This window comes from Desulfitobacterium sp., from assembly GCF_982384815.1.
This window is the reverse complement of record NZ_CEVWNY010000067.1, coordinates 1-16316: the sequence shown is the minus strand read 5'-3', so window position 1 is coordinate 16316 and position 16316 is coordinate 1. Positions and strand designations below refer to the sequence as shown.

Below are 16316 nucleotides of genomic sequence, written 5' to 3'. Positions count from 1 at the left end.
GGTTGATGCCGGTGCCGCGGCCTTTACCGAGGCCTTTACAGCCCCTACATCACCACGAACCATGACTGTTACCAACCCCCCTCCCACTTTAACTTTGCCGATGAGGCTAACATTAGCGGCCTTAACCATTGCATCTGCTGCTTCAATTGCCCCGACAACCCCTTTTGTTTCTACCATACCAAGGGCGATAAGCTCTTCTTTATATGCCATTTTCAATACTCCTTTCAATTTGGTTGAACCGGACTAAGCCCGAGCCTCTGAGCAAGAGAAGAAATCCCTTCTCCAGTCAGCGCAGATATTTCATAGTAGGGTTGCACAATGCCCGCATAAGCCATAAAGGAACGGGCAAGCTCAAGATTGGCTTGAGGAAGATCGATTTTGGTTATAACGCCAATGACGGGCTTGCGAAAAACTTGGGCAAAGTTAGGCGGATAAAAGGAACGGGTTTTTGTAGAGTCGTGTAAAGCCCAGATTTCCGTCACGCGGTGGCTGACATCGATTAATACATGATAGTACCTTGGTATTTCCAGGTACTCCCCCGGGCAATCGATAAAGATTCCGGAAAAATCAAGGACTTGCGTTTTTTTATAATGCAAGGATTCTTGATTTAAGGTTTGTTTAAGGGAGGTTTTACCGGCGCCAATGCTCCCTATGAGTAGAATTCGTATTTCCTTACTATTCAACTTTTGGTCACTTCCGTGGAGCTAAAACCGAGAACTCGAACCAAAGTGTTGACGGCAGCATGGATGGCTGTTTCCACACTGGCTACATCGCCGGTGATAACCAGGGAACCTGTGAAGCGGTCGAGAAAACCTACCTCTATATCCCCGGCTTTACCGGCAGCGTCTGCGGCAATTATGGCAGCCTCGCTGGGAGTGATGGTCATGATGCCAATTGCCCCTTGGTTGATTATCCCCAGCCGCTCATGAATATCCCCTTGAGGATTAGGAATGATATGGGCCATCGTCACTTGTTTTCCAGGCACATACTCTTGAATTACCCGTTGCTTCTCGCCCATTGTTCATCCTCCGCTCCTCATTACTATGGACCCGCCGAATCAAACCGGCTCGGCGGGTCTCGGCTTTTTACGTTTACATCGGTGCACTCCGGGTAGGATCATTATCAAGCCATGCCTTAGGGAGATATTTTCGATAATTAAAACCGTTTTCAGTCGCTTTGAATTTATGCGATAATTCTTCTTTATCGCCCATAAACAAATCGCTGATCTCAATAAGACCTACAGCCTTCATGGACGCTAGATGGGTATCGATATTTTTGCGGTTATACTGGCCTTCAGCGCCATATTCGGGCTTTAAGGCCTCCATAATTTCCGACTCGGAAAGTCCATTTGGGTTGGTGGTGAGAAGGTGAAGAATGCGAAACCGCATCGGTAATTTCATGTGACGCCCCCCTTACTTAGTTGTTTCTCAGTTTGAGAAGTTCTTTGGGATTAGCAGTAACAAGAACGGTACCTATAAAAATAATTGCAGCGCCGCCCAAAAGGTTTGGGGTAATTTGCAGATCGGTCAATAACCAGCCAAAAAATACACCCCAAAGAGCGTAGGAAATATTGAAGGCCATGGCCCGGGCAACTCCGGTCATATTAATGGCGCGATACCAGGCTAAATAGGATAAGCCACCAAAGAAGCCGGCGAGAACCACATAAAGAAGGGCATTGGCAAGGAAAGCTTCCCAGAATATAATCATCCCGGCAAAAGCAGGTAATATTGCAATAAAGTAGACCACAAAGGACGTCGCTTCACGAATACCAATGGCAACCGCCGGGTCCACCATATCCATACCAAAACCTGAGAGAACTCCTTCAGTACCCCAGCCTATACATGCCAATAAGGATAGACCGATTCCCAGATAAAAGTAGGGGAAATCTCCTTCCGGTGGTACATAACTGACGGTTATTGCCCCAATGATACAGAGGGCGATCCCTAACCAGACACGAGGCCTAATCTTCTCCTTCAGAACGAAGAAAGCCAAGATAGCCCCAATAGCAGGATACATTGCGGTAATCGAAAGGGCATAGGAAGCACCTGCCAGATTAATACCAATAAGGTAGCCGGACATCCCAATCGGACCGCCAAACAACGCACCCAGTAGGACGATCTTACCCGGCTTAGTGTTTAGAGTCCGGATATACTCTCGCCAGCGTCCGGTAAACAAGTTATAAAGAAATAACCAAAATCCCGCAAAGCCGTCATGCATTGCAGCCCCGGCAAGCGGTCCTGCATAGAGTGTTGCCCCCCCTGTAAAAGGAGACATAGCTAAAGCTATCCCAAGAATCACCCCGTCCAGCCCCCAAGTGGCTCCGGAAAGGATACCCCAAAGCAAACCTTTCTTGGCATGGGATAAGTCCTTACTCATCTGTAATTCTTGTAGATTCCCCCTACTTAAATTGGACATATTCTCCCTCCATTTCACTTGATACCACTTTGCTCCATGAACTTAATAAAGAGTGCCTTCTAATCCTATCCTCCTTTGCTTTTACTTACCCTTGCTTATGTCAAGTACTGTGATTACCAAAATAATAAGCAAGAAACGTGCCAATCTAAACAGTGATCAAAGCCGGGCCAATATCCCCCAATCTCTAATTCTCAGGCTGTTGGAAATCTTTACGTCTAAATCAAAACTGACTTCTTAAGTCAATTTTGCTGTTAGTTTTTAGCAATTCTCCCACTATAGAAGGATTTCCTTTAAGCTTTGACGAAATGTTCAAATTACGCGAAAAGTTCGATAAATTGAATTCAAAAGAGGTGATTGCATGGCCGAAACACCCCAGCTCAATTACGAACTGTTAAAAAAGATCTTGGATCAGGCCCATGATGAAATTTATGTCATCAATGCCCAAGGCATAGTCGTCTATGTAAATCATGCGGTGGAAAGGCATTGTGGTGTTAAAGCTTCCGAAATCATTGGCAAGAGTTCCAAAGAAGTCAGCGATGGCCATTATTGGTTTCCACGCGTCAGCCCCATTGCTTTAAAAAGAAAGAAAACCGTAACCCTTGAGCAAAAAACCCGAACCGGCAAAACCCTATTAACAACCGCGACACCGATCCTGGACGCTAACGGTAATATTGAATATATAATTGAGAATGCCAGAGATATCACCGAGTCCACCGGCTTGAAAATGGAATTAGCCAAAAGCCAAGAGCTTCTTGATCGCTACCAATTCGAGGTAGAAACCCTACGCAAAAAAGAAATGAATATTCCCGAATTTATTACGAGAAGCCGTAAAATGGGGAACTTGTTAGATCTGGTTCAACGAATTTCTCAAGTAGACTCCACCGTGTTGCTCCTGGGCGAATCGGGAACGGGTAAAAGCCACATGGCAAAACATATTCATAAAAATGGTCCGCGCAAGAATGGGCCCTTTATCATTGTCAACTGTGCATCAATTCCCTCTGAACTTATGGAATCTGAACTCTTCGGCTATTCAAAAGGCGCCTTTACCGGCGCCAATAGTAAAGGAAATATCGGTCTTGTCGAGTTAGCCAGTGAAGGAACCCTCTTTCTTGATGAAATTGCGGAACTTCCTTTACGCATGCAGGCCAAGCTTTTGCAAGTACTCCATGAAAATCAGTACTACAAAGTGGGTGGGCGTGAGGTTCAACAGGTCAATTGCCGTATCATCGCCGCCACTAATCAAGATATTGATGCCTTAGTAAAAAAAAGACAATTCCGCGAAGACCTGTACTATCGATTAAATATTTTTGAAATTGAACTTCCTCCCCTGCGCGAAAGAAAAGAGGAAATCGTGCCTTTGGCCCTTTATTTTCTAGAAAATTTTAATGCGAAGTACAAAACGGAGCGGCAATTATCGAAGAAAGTTTTAGACTTATTTACTGAATATCCCTGGCCTGGCAATGCCCGTGAATTGGAAAATACCATAGAGCGATTAGTCGTTATTAATCAAGGAAATCTGATTGATGAGATTGATCTCCCTAAAGGATTTAATCCACCCGTAAAGCCGGGTGGGGACATTTTAAGCACGGCAATTGAGCCTGCCGAGCCTAGTCAGGTTCTTTCACTGGACGATGCAGTCAACGAAGTGGAAAAAAACCTGATTTTGAACGCGTATAGAGATTTAGGTAGTTCCTATGAAGTTGCTAAGCATTTGAAAATCAGTCAAAGCAAGGCCAGCCGTCTTATTCGCAAATACCTCGCCGACACCCAAAATCAACTTATCCTGAATCAAAAATGAATTAGCTTTTAAAACCACCCAGTGTCAAGATGGGTGGTTTTGTTATTTTAGGCACTGGCATAAATCTTGCATAATTTTTAAATATCCTGCGTCTCAACAAAATTGCCATGAAACAATCTTAAAAGGAGGTGATCTCTCGATACTTCTCCGATGGCATTGTACTCTCACAAAATATTTGGAGGTGAAAATTGTTGACTGTTAGAGGGCTGCATGCCGGTTCCCTTCGCAGGGAAGGAATCGGCCTTAACATGTTTACCTATGATGAACTCTATGATATCCATTTGGCTACCCTAGATATACTATGGAATATCGGGGTTAAAGTGGAAAGTGAGGAAGCCCGCGAGATCTTTTACAGTAATGGCTGTACTCTGAATCCGGAGACCAATATTGTCAAAATTCCAGCCTACTTGGTGGAAGATTCGTTGCGCTCAATTCCCAACACTTTTCGGGCCTGTGGCAGGAACCCGGAAAATGATTGGCTCAATGAAGGAAACCGGACCGGTTTTGTCAACTTCGGCGAAGCAGTGCGGATGATCGATCCTTATACCCGGGCAATGCGTAAGCCTCTAAAAAAAGATGTGGACGATGTTACGCGGTTTTGCGAAGCAATGGATCAGATAATCATCTTTGAGCGGGCCATCGGACCTTCGGAAGTAGATCCGGATGTCGCACAAGTTCATATTGCAGAATCTTTTTATAATTACTCTACCAAACATGCCTATATCGGCATGAACCGTCCGGAAAATATGCGCGCCGTTGCTAAAATGGGTTATGTTGTCTCGGGAGGGGAAGACAAATTCCGCGAGAGACCCTTATTTTCGCAAAGTACGGACCCTGTTAGCCCCCTGGTTCACTCCAAAGGAGCTACCGATACCCTCATCGAAGCGATCCGCATGGGGGTCCCCGCTAAGATCAACTCCATGGGATTGGCCGGGGGAACAACCTGTGTACATTTAGCAAGTACCTTAGTAACCCATAATGCCGAAATATTAAGTATGCTGGTCCTCAGCCAATTAGTGAAAAAGGGCCACCCTATGGTCTACGGTACTTCTACGACCATGATGGACCTCCGGACGACGGTTGCCAGCGTTGGCACACCCGAGTTGGCCTTATTCAGTGCGGCAGTAGCCAAGCTGGCTCAATTCTATAACTTGCCAAGCTGGGTCGCCGGGGGATAGACTGATAGCAAAGTCCCTGATGCCCAAGCAGCCCATGAGTTTACTCTGACCGCCTTATTACCGGCGTTAGCAGGCGCTAACATGATTTACGGCCTGGGAATGCTCGAGGGGGGCTTAACCTGGGACTATGCTCAACTGGTAATGCAGAATGAAATGGCCCGCATGATTCTGCATACAGTAAAAGGAATTCCTGTAACGGATGAAAAAATGGCTCTCGAAGTTGTTCGTGCGGTAGGACCCGGCGGAGAATTCATTAGCCATGATCACACCTACAAGAATTTCAAAGAGCTTTCTCGAGCCCAATTACTGGATCGGCGCAATCGGGAAGCCTGGTTAGCCGATGGCGGCAAAGATATTGTCGAACGTTCTTATGAAAAGGCAATCGACATCCTTGAAAACTACAAGAATCTCAGTCCTTTGCCCGACAATATCCAACGCCAACTTCAGGAAATTGTTAAAGAAGCGGAAGCGGAAACAACGGAGTTAAAAGCAAAAGAAAAAGAAGCAGCTCGGAAAAAGCCAAAATTCTAAGTCAAAAAATAATAGGGTAGTAGACCGACTATGATTACGTCGGCTACTACCCTATAAACATACTGCATGGACTAAATTGCGTACCTTCGTATCCTTCAGCGATAAAGGAGCAGAAAAGTTATGCCTTTTGATTGGTTTACCTTGGTTTTGGTTTATATAATGACAAACTCGACTTCAAAATTACTGCAAAAAGTTGTATTAAGGGATCAGGAAATTGATTCAACGGCTTTTAGCAGTCTATTCCTTTTATCGGTAGGAATACTTACTATTCCCGCTGTTTTTTTTGAGGATCTTAGTTATACCTTAAATTGGCAGGTATGGCTGATCCTTTTAATTAATGGTGTACTCTATGCGGTTTGTTTGGTTCTGTTTTATCTGGCCCTAAAAGGAACCGAAGTCAGTCAAGTTGAAGCAATCGCTACAACACGAACCCTGTGGTTTGTCGTAATTGGGATATTCTTTTTTGATGAAGTTTTTAGTATCAAAACATGTATCGGGATAGGGTTAATATTTCTTGGCCTCTTTGTCATTTATTGGCGTAAAGATCAAAAGCTTAACTTAAATAAACCTCAAATCTATACCTTTATCTATGCTTTTATCATCAGCTGCTCCTATGCTTTAGACAAATACCTTCTCAACTATTTTTCTGTCGCCCTTTACCAAGTGATAATTTATATTCTTCCGGCCGTCATAATTTTAGTGATGAAGCCTCAAACCACTCATCATTTAAAATACTTAGTAAAGCTTCGGAAGGGTACCTACATAATTCTGGTCGGCAGTCTAATGCAGATGATTTCTACCTTAGCTTTATATGGTGCCTACAAATCCGGGGGAGCCTTGTCTGTTGTGGGACCGATTGCCCAAACTTCAACGGTCGTAACGATAACTATCGGCATTCTGATACTGAAAGAGAATTGGAATCTTAAGCGTAAAATCTTCGGGATTTCGATTAGCCTTTTGGGAGTATTTATGCTAAAGTTTTTTTAAGGGGCTGTCGCAAAACAGCCCCTTTTTCAGCTAGTCAGAAAGTATAAGTCTGCGGGCGCATAAGGGCAACCAGCGACTTCGCTTTCGCTAAAGCTCGGCGAAGCCGGGTTTTCTTTATGCGCATTAGGAGTGAACGGCCCCTTATTATTGCCTCAACATCAGGCTTGGTACTTAAGCCATTCCAATCAATTCTTTGCACAGATCTGTTGCTGATGCTGCGTCGGGAGCATAGCCATCTGCGCCAATGGAATTGGCAAATTCCTGGGATACGGGTGCACCGCCAATGATGACCTTGACCTTAGCTCTTAAACCCTCTTCTTCTAACATTTCGATGGTGTCCTTCATTCCGGGCATCGTCGTTGTAAGCAGGGCGGACATGGCGAGAATCTGAGGATTATGCTCACGGACGGCGTCCACAAACTTTTCCGGTGCAACGTCAATCCCCAGATTAATAACCTCCAGACCTCCACTTTCAATCATCATTGCTACTAAGTTCTTCCCGATATCGTGTAGATCACCTTTAACCGTACCCAAGAGAATTTTACCCTGACTTTTAATATCTTGATCTGCGATTAATGGTTTGACTAATTCCAGGCCGGAACTCATGGACTTCGCCGACATGAGTACCTCCGGAACAAACATATCCCCTACCTTAAAACGAGAACCAACTACATTCATCCCAGCGATTAAGCCTCCATTAATAATTTCAAGGGGATCTGTCCCTCCGGAAATTAAAGTTTTCACCTGGTCCTTAACTTGATCAATACTCCCTGCAATAACACTTTGGGCAAGGTCATTTAATGTTGGCATACTTATTCCTCCCTATTAGCTGTAATATTATTTAATTTCACCGCTGTAAAGATGAGTTTGTGATACAGCGGAAATCAGCTATAGTTTTGTGCCATAATGCTGGCTCATTATGGTTGAAGAGTATTTTCTTATTTTCCATTCCGGCACCTTACATACGGGGCACAGACCAAAGTACCATTTATTGCGCAGCCAGCGGGCAGCCCGACTATGCCGGGAATTATCAATAATAAAACGGCAATTACAATGGGTAACTAGCTCGGCCCGATCCCCCTTGCGATTTATCGAACGGATTCCATGTAAGGTTCCTTTCCGGGAAGGCCAGAGTTTTATTTTATTGACCAAGTTAAAAAAATCATTATTTTTGCGATAATATCTTTTTTTATCATCTGCCTTTATCTGTGACTTCAAGCTAATGCACACCGCCCTTTTGCCAGATCTTCCTCACTTTGTGTTTTTGAGTATATCGAAAAGCATCGTGGCTACCCCCAATTGAAGCGGATCATGAATCAGGCGCGACTTAATCTGGGGAATAGCCCCAGCCTGAATTCCCAAGGGCACACCCGGAGCAGCAATATAACAATCCGCAGCTAAATGCTCTTTATTCATAAATTCGCCCTCCGGACAAGCGTCAATTATTAACTGATGGTTTTGCAAGGCCTGATGGAAATCTTCCTCAACCTTGATCCGGATTTTATGCCTTAGGTAAACCGCAGCTGCTAATTTCTCACCGGCTTTACTATTCGGATCATAAATATGGACATTACCCTGAAAAGCCACTACGGAGAAAGCTGCCGCCCTACCAACCCTTCCAGCTCCCAAAATTAGGACTTCACGTCCCTTAAGACCACCGGCCATATAATCTAAGGCTGCAACATATCCTTTACCGGTGGCTTCGCTATTATCGGAATAATAACCACTTTTGGTATGCATAGCGATAAAGCGTTCATCATCAGCCAGGAAAAAAATTTCAGCATTTCTATCTATGGCCTCAGCAATTCCTCCCATATCAGTATGCCTAGTAACGAAAGCATTCATCTTTAAGAAAGCCAGGATTGCGGCCACAGTTTCCGAAAATCCCCCAATAACTCCCAAACCACTGCTGATTGGTATAACTGCAATATTCCTTGCTTTTAGCAATTTTCTTTCGTCTAACTCGTGAAAACCAACTGCATGAGCGGCAATTTCGGCGAGGGTATATCCCGTCTTGGTAATGACTTCAAAATTATACTTTTCCATGGCATTGCCGATCCAACCGATATCGTTTTCCTTAAGACGGGTCATCCCTTACCATCTCCTTTAATTCCTGCCGATTGTATCCGGGGAAAGGATCAACAAATAACGGGATGCTGATTGGCGCCCCAGCACCCAGGCTTGATAGTCTTCAAGAAGAGAAGGCTCTAACTGATTTGCTTGAAGAACCGGAAGGATCGGCGTAGCTTCCGGGCAAGGAGAGAAACTTGGTCCAGCTCTGCTTGTTCAGCTTTTACGAGTATCTCTTTTAAAGCTAATTGTGACATATCGTTCCCCTCCGTTACTACCGGTTTCTTATACCTTTATTGATAGGAATTTATGGCACGGTCCAGGGTTCCCTCATGAATTAACTTGTAGGCTCGCTTAAAGCGATTTAATCCATACGGCCAATATTCCTCGTAAGGCTTGCCGGTGGCAATTTGTAGTACTGCCCAATAACTCCACAGAGCATCACAAAGAAATTTATTGATAATAAGGCATCCCCACTGCCTTTCTGTTAACTCTTCCCCAAAGTACTCCCGAAGTAAATACCGTTCTTGCTCTTCGTTCAAATCAGCCTCAATGGACAACGCTCCTAAGTCAAACATGGGGTCGTTCATGCCGCCGTATTCCCAATCAATCAGATAGAAGTTTTGTTGGTCATCCAACCAGTTTTCGCATAAAGGATCATTATGGCAGGGGGCTAAAGGAGAGGGATACTTCTCCAAAAGCTGTTCAATTTCATCAAGCTTTTCGGTCATCAATTCCGACCCTTCATAGAAAGTTACATTTTTCTGCTTTAGTAATTCACGATAAATATGGGTTTCGCGAAGGGGGTTAAACTCGGAAATAAACTCCCTCCCGCAAGTATGGTATTTGCGAAATACTTTGGCCCCCAGTTTAAGATAGTGATCTGTCCTAAAATCTTCGGGATGCATAGTAATTGATTCATCAATATACTTGCAGACCTGATTGCCGGTGGTCTCATCATAATAAATAATGGGAGCGTTAACCCCAATATCAGACATAATCCTGGCATTATGTTTTTCTGCCGGGCGATTGAGATACTCCATAGTCCCCTCACCTGCTATCCGCAAAGCATAAGTTACTCCATCGATGGTCACTTTGTAATTGCTATTGGTTAAGCCACCCGGAAGTACTTCAATGCGAGAGATCTTAGCTTTCTTCTCTTGAAAAAATGGGATAGAACTTACCAGCTGAAATATTCTGCCAATGTGATTTAATGAAATGAATGCTTCATACTCAACTTTTTGATACATTTCTTATTCCCCTCCATTTTTTAACTTGTCGCATCATCTATCTCACCTATCTTCTTTTTTCATCAACTGCAAAATCTATGCCAAATTCCCTCCAAAAAAAGAAGACCCTAACATCGCACAAAGCCGGCGATTTAGGGTCTTTTCCACTTTTAGTACCAAGTTAATTATTAATTGCCGATAACTCATCCCAGCAAGGATAAGTCATCTTTAATACTTAAAGTCAGGATTAACTTATTCTCCGGTTTCACCGGAAATTGAAAATATTTAGAGTCGTGCTCCATAATGTTGACTCATTACTGTCGAAGAGTATTTATCAATCTTCCATTCGGGTATCTTGCAAGAGGGACACAAAGAAAAAAACCACTTATTTCTTAGCCAACGGGCAGCCCGGCTATGGCGGGAGTTACAAATGATGTAATGACGATTGCAATGAGTAATAACCTCTGCCAAATCTCCCCTGCGAGTGATGGATTTAATCCCATGCAAAGTCCCCTTTCGTGATGGCCAGAGTTTAATTTTTTCAAGCAAATTAAATAAATCATTGTTTTTGCGGTAGTATCTTTTCTTCTCATTGGATTTTGCCGAGAGATTCATGACGAGATTCTCCTTTCTTTTCATTTAATTTCAGAATTAATCTCCTTTATCATATCAAAGAGCATCGTCGCAACACCTAATTGGAGGGGGTCATGAATTAACCGCGGCTGAATCCGTGGAATAGCCTCCGGATCAATACCTAACGGCACGCCTGGTGCAGCAATATAACTTTCCGGTGTTATATGTTCCTTCTTTATGAATTCACCTTCAGAACATGCATCAATAATAAGCTGATGACCTTTTAAGGCTATTTCTAGATTTTCTTCAATGCCGATTCGGTTTCCACTCTTTTTATAAATCTCTTGGGCTAAAGTTTCACTTGCCTTCGGCTCTAAGTCAAATACATGAACTTTACCCTGATAATTTAGAACAGAAAGGGCCGCTGCACGGCCTACTCTCCCCGCGCCAATGATTAAAACACTGCGATCCTTAAGGCCACCGACCATATAATCTAAAGCTGCGGCATACCCTTTTCCCGTTGCCACACTATTTTCCGAGAAATATCCGCTTTTTAAATGCATAGCGATAAAGCGGTTATCATCCGCCATAAAAATCATTTCAGATTTCCGCTCCAAAGCTTCAGCGATGCCCTGGACATCTGAGTGATTCATAACTTGGGCCTTCACTCCTAAGAAAGATAAAATTCCTGACACGGTTTCAGCAAATCCAGGAATAACCCCTAAACCACTTGTTATTGGCACAACCGCAATATTGCCTAATTCTTTTATTTGTCCTTCGTTCACCCAGGTAATACCGACAGCATGGGCGGCGATTTCAGAAAGGGTATGTCCGGTTTTAATGACTAATTCCAGGTTGTAATTTTCCATGGTGTTCTCAAGGCAGCGTATATCGCTCTCGCATAGACGGGTCATACCTTTCCATCTCCTTCTAATCCGGCAATTATCTAAAAGCCGGCTTGCTATGTCCAGAGCTCTTCCGCACCTGCTCCGGCTCAAGAAGCCGGAGTTTTAGTGGTGGTTGTCAAGGGTAAACTTAAGGGATAAGGATCTAAGAAACGAGGAATCTGGAGTTCCTCTTGAATTCTGCGGATAATTTTATACCGTTTGGCCCATACTTCGTGCTGGGTGGGGCCCCGGGTAATTAAAGTAACAACCCACTCCTTCTTTTCCGGAGTATAATCCGTTAAGACCTCATCCGCCCCAAAGAAATTAGTGAGCAGACGAAGAGGGCCCGCTTCGGCGATAATATGCTCGCCGGAAACTTCAATCTGATCCGCATTTACTCTCAGATGCTCATATAGACAGAAGCGATCTTGTGGAGAGGGACGCTTCGGAATAGGAATGTAGAGGCTTCCCTGGGTAAAGGAATATCCTAAACATTCAACCATGTTTATTCCCGAGGAATGATAAATAGCCGTAGGAGTCTGACTTGGCAGCCGGGCATCAATCTCCAGGACCTTTAATTTTCCTAAATGGAGAATAGTCTCGACATCCATAATGCCGTTTAAACCTATTTGACTGGCTATTTTTAGGGCAAGCTCTTCAAATTGATTGATAAACTTATAATTAATTTCGGCAGGAGATATAACACGTTTACAATCATATTGGCTGTCCATCTCTAATTCTGTGATAGGGAATACTCTATACTCGCCGGCATAGCCAATTACTTCAATCGAATAGGATGGTCCTTCGAGAAACTCTTCCACAACCCATTCCTTTTCAGGGTCTTTAGCGAGAATAGACTCAATCTCTTCTTTATGGGTTACCGTTTGAACTTCCACGCTACCGCTCGCTCCCGAAGGCTTGATCAACAATGGAAAAGAACACTGGGGCCAAGGCAGTGGCATGGGTATATGCAGTTCTTGAAATAGTTGATTGGATTTTCGTTTTGATGAAGAAAGCCGATAGGCATCCAGATCAAAGGCCAAGGGAATCCGGAGGTCTTCCGCAACCCCCGTGAGAAATATCAGTACCTCCTCATCTTCAATGGCTGGAAGGATTAAATCAATGTTGTTTTTTAATAAGGATCTAAAATTCTCCTGAGAAGCTAATAGGTCCAAGCAGTGAAAGCTGTCCGCCAGGGTAGATGCTTGAGCATTCTCCCTTCGGTCAAACAACGCGACTCTCCAGCCTGCCTTCTTTGCCAGATAAGTTGCCTCTACTCCTTGCAATTTCCCGCCAATAATTGCTACCCGCATTGAATCCCCTCTTTCTTCAGGGTACTAAGCATTGCTTGACGCGCTTGAACCCAAGCTTGATATTCGCTGAGAGTTGCCGGCTCTAATTGATTGGCATCCAGAAGGGGGAGGATTTTTTCTAAGGAGCGATTTCCATCATCGATATCTAAAGTACTTTGAGATACCCCGGCCATGCCCGCCGAAGGCGGAATGATTGATGTAATGACATTTGCCCCGGCATTGAGACGTTGTACCAATCCCCTTAAGCCATCAACATCGAGAGAAGCAGGAATTAAGCGATCAGGCATAACCAAGCGCATTATCGCTATAATTAACAGCTCCCGAAAATGTGACCCTACTTGCCAATTCTCTAAAGGGGTATTTTTCTGAGGAACAAAACTCATGACCCGAACTTGATCAGCCCCCATTTTGCTCATAGTCAGGATGGAATCCGCAATATCTTCGCTCGTCTCACCGACACCGGTTAATAGACCTTCCTCGATCAAATACCCCATTTTTTGGGCGCGCATCTTTCGATTCATACGTTCTTCATAGCTCTGTTTTATCCGCAATTGACTATAAAGTGTTTTATTATGCGTTTCTTGATAACAAGCGTACCAATCTGCTCCCGCTTCTTTCAATTTGAATAAAATTTCCTCAGAAACCACCCCTGGTGAGATCATAACAGGGATCCCTTTTTCGCGTTTTATATCTTTGACTATTTGAATGAGATCATTAAATCCCTGTATGCGAGAATGATATAGTGGATCTTCGCCCATGGTTAAATCCAACAAATTCACTCCTGATTGACCTAAGCAATGTGCTGTCGCCATAATCTCATCTTGGCTTTTGCGATAGCGTGGATAATTGGAATTAGATTTCCGATAAAGGCAAAATGTACAGTCGTTTCGGCAATAAGTCGAAAAATAGATAAAACCATAAAGAAAGATTTTGTTAAAAAAATACTTCCCTCGCAGCTTCCGAGCAACCTCCGTGACCTTGTTGAATTCTTCTTCGCCGGTCAGATCTAATAAATCGACAATCTCCTGACGTTCAAGGGGTAATTCCCGGCTTGCTTTTTCAAGTATCCTTTCCAGTTGCGACTTCCCCATTGGGTCACCTCCATAAACGTGATTCAAGCAATGGCTCATCTGGTAATAGAATAGAATAAGGTGACCACCAAAGGATGGTGGAAAAATCCTTTGGTGGTCGAGGAGGTTAAAAACCAAACATTCCCGAGCGGTGTGCCGTGAGATAATTCATACAATAATCATCACGTCCGGCCAACGTTTCTGCTACGACCAGGTTTGCCATCATTTGTTGATCTAAGGGATCAACAATTAGTCCATCAAGGCCCTTAGCAATTGCCATTACGGCAAAGGCTCGATTAATGAATTTTCGGTTCGGCAATCCATAAGAAATGTTTGATAAACCGCACATAGTATGAACCCCTTGGAATTCTTTGGAAATAGCCTCTACCGCATTGAGGAATTCAAATCCAAAGCTTTTATTTGTTGCAACCGGTTGAACCAAGGGGTCAACGTAGATGTTGTCAATTGAAACATTATGCCGCACTAAGCCATTTATGAGTTGGTCCGCGATTCTAAGCCTTTGCTCAGTGGTCTCGGGCATCCCTTCATCACTCATACATAAAGCGATGACCTTAAGATCGGTTCCGGCGATCACGGGAATTAGGGCATCATAGCGGCTCTTTTCCAATGAAATAGAATTAATCATTGCAACACCCTTATGTACAGATAATGCCGCCTGAATTGCCAGAGGGTCCGGACTATCAAGACAGCAAGGAGCATCAGTAGCCTCTTGAACAGTCTCCACAAGCCATTTAAGGTACTCTGCTTCTTTCCCCACGAAGATTCCCGCATTTACATCGATGAAATCTGCCCCTGCATCACGTTGAGCAATGGCAACTTTTTTTACAGCTTCCGTGTCTTGTACCCGGATGGCTTCTCCAATGGCCTTTCTACTGGCATTAATTAGTTCTCCGACAATTAACATCTTATCCCCTCCAAAATAATATCTTCACCCAGTTTTACCCATTCCCCCCGTTGATATAATAGGTAATAAATTTATCAGCAGTTCTTATAATCGAAAACTCTTTATCGCCTCCTCCAAGAGTAATTTGGGGAAAATTGAGTTTATTTGTCCCTATTTGACGGAATATTCAGCCTTGTAAGTCTGGAAAGATTCGTCCATTATAGTTTTTAAGGACTAGGTCTTCCCATCCCTTCACGTATATAACTAGCAAATTCCATGCCAATCAATTATATTTCTACCGACCTTGCTATATCAATGTTTTAGAGACTTCATTGCCATATCCCGCTCTTCTTAACTGTAATTTTTCCTTTACAGTTAAAAGAATCTGCTACTAAAGATAGATGTCACAGGATTTTTCAATGAAACAAATGTTTACAGTAAACTGTCCTGTTAACCAAGAAAAAATATCTTGTCGTAGGGGGGATTCATATGAAAACAGAAACAATTAGTATGATTGAGGAGCTAAAACAAAAAAATAGAGAACTCCGAAAAGAAAACGAACTGCTAAAGACGATCATTGATAGCATTCATGAATCTGTATACGCGGTCAACGAGAAAGACGAAATTATTCTCTATAATAGCGAATCGGAAAAAATGGAAGGTCTAAGCCGACAAGATTTGTTAGGAAAAAAAGAAGATGAGGTATTTGCTCCTCCTTATTATTTTTCCGATGAAGTAACAACAAAAGTCTTAAGGACAGGAAAACCGCTGGTTGAACAACCCTATTGGTATTACTTGCACGATGGAAGAAAAACCAATATGATTTATAGCGCATTCCCATTTTATTACAAGGGGCAAGTGGCTGCCGTTTACGTTATCTTCCGCAATATGAATCAGATGAGTGATTTCATCGCTATTACCTTGGAAATGCAGAAAAAATTCAGTCAGCAAGAGGAATACCATCCTACGGGGGCAAGTTTTCTGCTCGAAGATATCAAAGGAAATGACACCATAAAAAGAATCACGGAGGAAGCACGTAAAATTGCCCGCCGCAACTCCCCAGTCTTAATTGTGGGGGAAACCGGAACAGGTAAAGAGCTTTTTGCGCAAGGGATTCATAATGCAAGTTTGCACTCCAAAGGCCCCTTTATTCCCGTCAATTGTGCGGCTATTCCGGAGACATTATTAGAAAGCTTGCTTTTCGGGACGGTCAAAGGTGCTTTTACAGGTGCCACAGAATCACCGGGTCTATTCGAGCAAGCCGGAGACGGAACCATTTTTTTGGACGAAATAAATTCTATGTCCATACCTCTACAGGCTAAACTGCTCAGAATACTTCAGGACAAAACAGTCAGAAGGCT

General features: G+C 43.5%; 17 protein-coding genes and 1 pseudogene. 4 read left to right on the top strand and 14 right to left on the bottom strand.

Features of this window, described 5'->3' with window-relative positions:
• The 5 genes from AC1U9U_RS10750 to AC1U9U_RS10730 form a co-directional block, all read right to left on the bottom strand.
• Window positions 1-210, bottom strand: a 210-nt coding sequence (locus AC1U9U_RS10750; protein WP_479960562.1) for a BMC domain-containing protein, incomplete at its 3' end; no start/stop codon positions are given.
• Window positions 211-224: 14 nt separating this feature from the next.
• The gene (locus tag AC1U9U_RS10745) at window positions 225-683 is read right to left on the bottom strand and encodes a EutP/PduV family microcompartment system protein (protein ID WP_479960561.1); all 459 of its coding nucleotides are present in this window, start codon (window positions 681-683) and stop codon (window positions 225-227) included.
• Window positions 680-1018, bottom strand: a complete 339-nt coding sequence (gene eutS / locus AC1U9U_RS10740) for an ethanolamine utilization microcompartment protein EutS (RefSeq protein WP_479960560.1) — start codon at window positions 1016-1018, stop codon at window positions 680-682. The genes AC1U9U_RS10745 and eutS overlap by 4 nt, the downstream gene beginning before the upstream one ends.
• Before the next feature lie 73 nt (window positions 1019-1091).
• Window positions 1092-1400, bottom strand: coding sequence for a hypothetical protein (locus AC1U9U_RS10735; RefSeq protein WP_479960559.1), 309 nt, complete (start codon window positions 1398-1400; stop codon window positions 1092-1094).
• Between the two features lie 16 nt (window positions 1401-1416).
• Window positions 1417-2415, bottom strand: coding sequence for a DMT family transporter (locus AC1U9U_RS10730; RefSeq protein WP_479960558.1), 999 nt, complete (start codon window positions 2413-2415; stop codon window positions 1417-1419).
• 358 nt (window positions 2416-2773) lie between these two features.
• Here AC1U9U_RS10730 and AC1U9U_RS10725 point away from each other — a divergent pair, with 358 nt between their 5' ends.
• The 3 genes and pseudogenes from AC1U9U_RS10725 to AC1U9U_RS10715 all read left to right on the top strand — a co-directional run bounded on the left by AC1U9U_RS10725 (window position 2774) and on the right by AC1U9U_RS10715 (window position 6909).
• Window positions 2774-4213, top strand: a complete 1440-nt coding sequence (locus AC1U9U_RS10725) for a sigma-54 interaction domain-containing protein (RefSeq protein ID WP_479960557.1) — start codon at window positions 2774-2776, stop codon at window positions 4211-4213.
• 248 nt (window positions 4214-4461) lie between these two features.
• Window positions 4462-5922 (top strand): annotated as a pseudogene (mttB, locus tag AC1U9U_RS10720) ([trimethylamine--corrinoid protein] Co-methyltransferase).
• 120 nt (window positions 5923-6042) lie between these two features.
• Entirely contained in the window at window positions 6043-6909 is an 867-nt protein-coding gene (locus AC1U9U_RS10715; protein ID WP_479960556.1) for an EamA family transporter, read from the top strand.
• Between the two features lie 171 nt (window positions 6910-7080).
• Here AC1U9U_RS10715 and AC1U9U_RS10710 read toward each other — a convergent pair whose 3' ends face one another.
• From AC1U9U_RS10710 to AC1U9U_RS10670, 9 genes are all read right to left on the bottom strand, one after another.
• Window positions 7081-7719, bottom strand: a complete 639-nt coding sequence (locus tag AC1U9U_RS10710) for a cobalamin B12-binding domain-containing protein (protein ID WP_479960555.1) — start codon at window positions 7717-7719, stop codon at window positions 7081-7083.
• A 78-nt stretch (window positions 7720-7797) separates the two neighbouring features.
• Window positions 7798-8127, bottom strand: coding sequence for a pyrrolysine--tRNA(Pyl) ligase small subunit (pylSn, locus tag AC1U9U_RS10705; RefSeq protein ID WP_479960554.1), 330 nt, complete (start codon window positions 8125-8127; stop codon window positions 7798-7800).
• A gap of 33 nt (window positions 8128-8160) precedes the next feature.
• Window positions 8161-9000, bottom strand: coding sequence for a 3-methylornithyl-N6-L-lysine dehydrogenase PylD (gene pylD, locus AC1U9U_RS10700; protein WP_479960553.1), 840 nt, complete (start codon window positions 8998-9000; stop codon window positions 8161-8163).
• Window positions 9001-9272: 272 nt separating this feature from the next.
• Complete coding sequence (locus tag AC1U9U_RS10695; RefSeq protein WP_479960552.1) at window positions 9273-10229, bottom strand: phosphotransferase; 957 nt, start codon at window positions 10227-10229, stop codon at window positions 9273-9275.
• A 264-nt stretch (window positions 10230-10493) separates the two neighbouring features.
• Window positions 10494-10847, bottom strand: coding sequence for a pyrrolysine--tRNA(Pyl) ligase small subunit (gene pylSn, locus AC1U9U_RS10690; protein ID WP_479960551.1), 354 nt, complete (start codon window positions 10845-10847; stop codon window positions 10494-10496).
• Window positions 10844-11695 carry a 3-methylornithyl-N6-L-lysine dehydrogenase PylD gene (pylD, locus tag AC1U9U_RS10685; RefSeq protein WP_479960550.1) on the bottom strand — a complete coding sequence of 284 codons (852 nt, stop codon included), beginning with the start codon at window positions 11693-11695 and terminating at the stop codon, window positions 10844-10846. Before pylD (AC1U9U_RS10685) ends, pylSn (AC1U9U_RS10690) begins: the two co-directional genes overlap by 4 nt.
• 80 nt (window positions 11696-11775) lie before the next feature.
• Window positions 11776-12981, bottom strand: coding sequence for a 3-methylornithine--L-lysine ligase PylC (gene pylC, locus AC1U9U_RS10680; RefSeq protein ID WP_479960549.1), 1206 nt, complete (start codon window positions 12979-12981; stop codon window positions 11776-11778).
• Window positions 12972-14072: a methylornithine synthase PylB gene (pylB, locus tag AC1U9U_RS10675; RefSeq protein WP_479960548.1), complete on the bottom strand. Its 1101-nt coding sequence runs from the start codon at window positions 14070-14072 to the stop codon at window positions 12972-12974. Before pylB ends, pylC begins: the two co-directional genes overlap by 10 nt.
• Before the next feature lie 106 nt (window positions 14073-14178).
• Window positions 14179-14976, bottom strand: a complete 798-nt coding sequence (locus AC1U9U_RS10670; RefSeq protein WP_479960547.1) for a methyltetrahydrofolate cobalamin methyltransferase — start codon at window positions 14974-14976, stop codon at window positions 14179-14181.
• A 468-nt stretch (window positions 14977-15444) separates the two neighbouring features.
• On the opposite strand from AC1U9U_RS10670, the gene AC1U9U_RS10665 reads away from it, so the two are divergent.
• A partial coding sequence (locus tag AC1U9U_RS10665) for a sigma 54-interacting transcriptional regulator (protein ID WP_479960546.1) occupies window positions 15445-16316 on the top strand: 872 nt, incomplete at its 3' end.

Bases quoted from the DNA above. Each gene is read 5' to 3' on its own strand.
- pylD (WP_479960553.1), bottom strand. From the start codon at position 9,000: ATGACCCGTCTTAAGGAAAACGATATCGGTTGGATCGGCAATGCCATG.
- eutS (WP_479960560.1), bottom strand. From the start codon at position 1,018: ATGGGCGAGAAGCAACGGGTAATTCAAGAGTATGTGCCTGGAAAACAA.
- pylC (WP_479960549.1), bottom strand. From the start codon at position 12,981: ATGCGGGTAGCAATTATTGGCGGGAAATTGCAAGGAGTAGAGGCAACT.
- pylB (WP_479960548.1), bottom strand. From the start codon at position 14,072: ATGGGGAAGTCGCAACTGGAAAGGATACTTGAAAAAGCAAGCCGGGAA.
- AC1U9U_RS10670 (WP_479960547.1), bottom strand. From the start codon at position 14,976: ATGTTAATTGTCGGAGAACTAATTAATGCCAGTAGAAAGGCCATTGGA.
- AC1U9U_RS10725 (WP_479960557.1), top strand. From the start codon at position 2,774: ATGGCCGAAACACCCCAGCTCAATTACGAACTGTTAAAAAAGATCTTG.
- AC1U9U_RS10735 (WP_479960559.1), bottom strand. From the start codon at position 1,400: ATGAAATTACCGATGCGGTTTCGCATTCTTCACCTTCTCACCACCAAC.
- AC1U9U_RS10695 (WP_479960552.1), bottom strand. From the start codon at position 10,229: ATGTATCAAAAAGTTGAGTATGAAGCATTCATTTCATTAAATCACATT.
- AC1U9U_RS10710 (WP_479960555.1), bottom strand. From the start codon at position 7,719: ATGCCAACATTAAATGACCTTGCCCAAAGTGTTATTGCAGGGAGTATT.
- pylSn (WP_479960551.1), bottom strand. From the start codon at position 10,847: ATGAAAAGAAAGGAGAATCTCGTCATGAATCTCTCGGCAAAATCCAAT.
- AC1U9U_RS10730 (WP_479960558.1), bottom strand. From the start codon at position 2,415: ATGTCCAATTTAAGTAGGGGGAATCTACAAGAATTACAGATGAGTAAG.
- pylD (WP_479960550.1), bottom strand. From the start codon at position 11,695: ATGACCCGTCTATGCGAGAGCGATATACGCTGCCTTGAGAACACCATG.
- AC1U9U_RS10715 (WP_479960556.1), top strand. From the start codon at position 6,043: ATGCCTTTTGATTGGTTTACCTTGGTTTTGGTTTATATAATGACAAAC.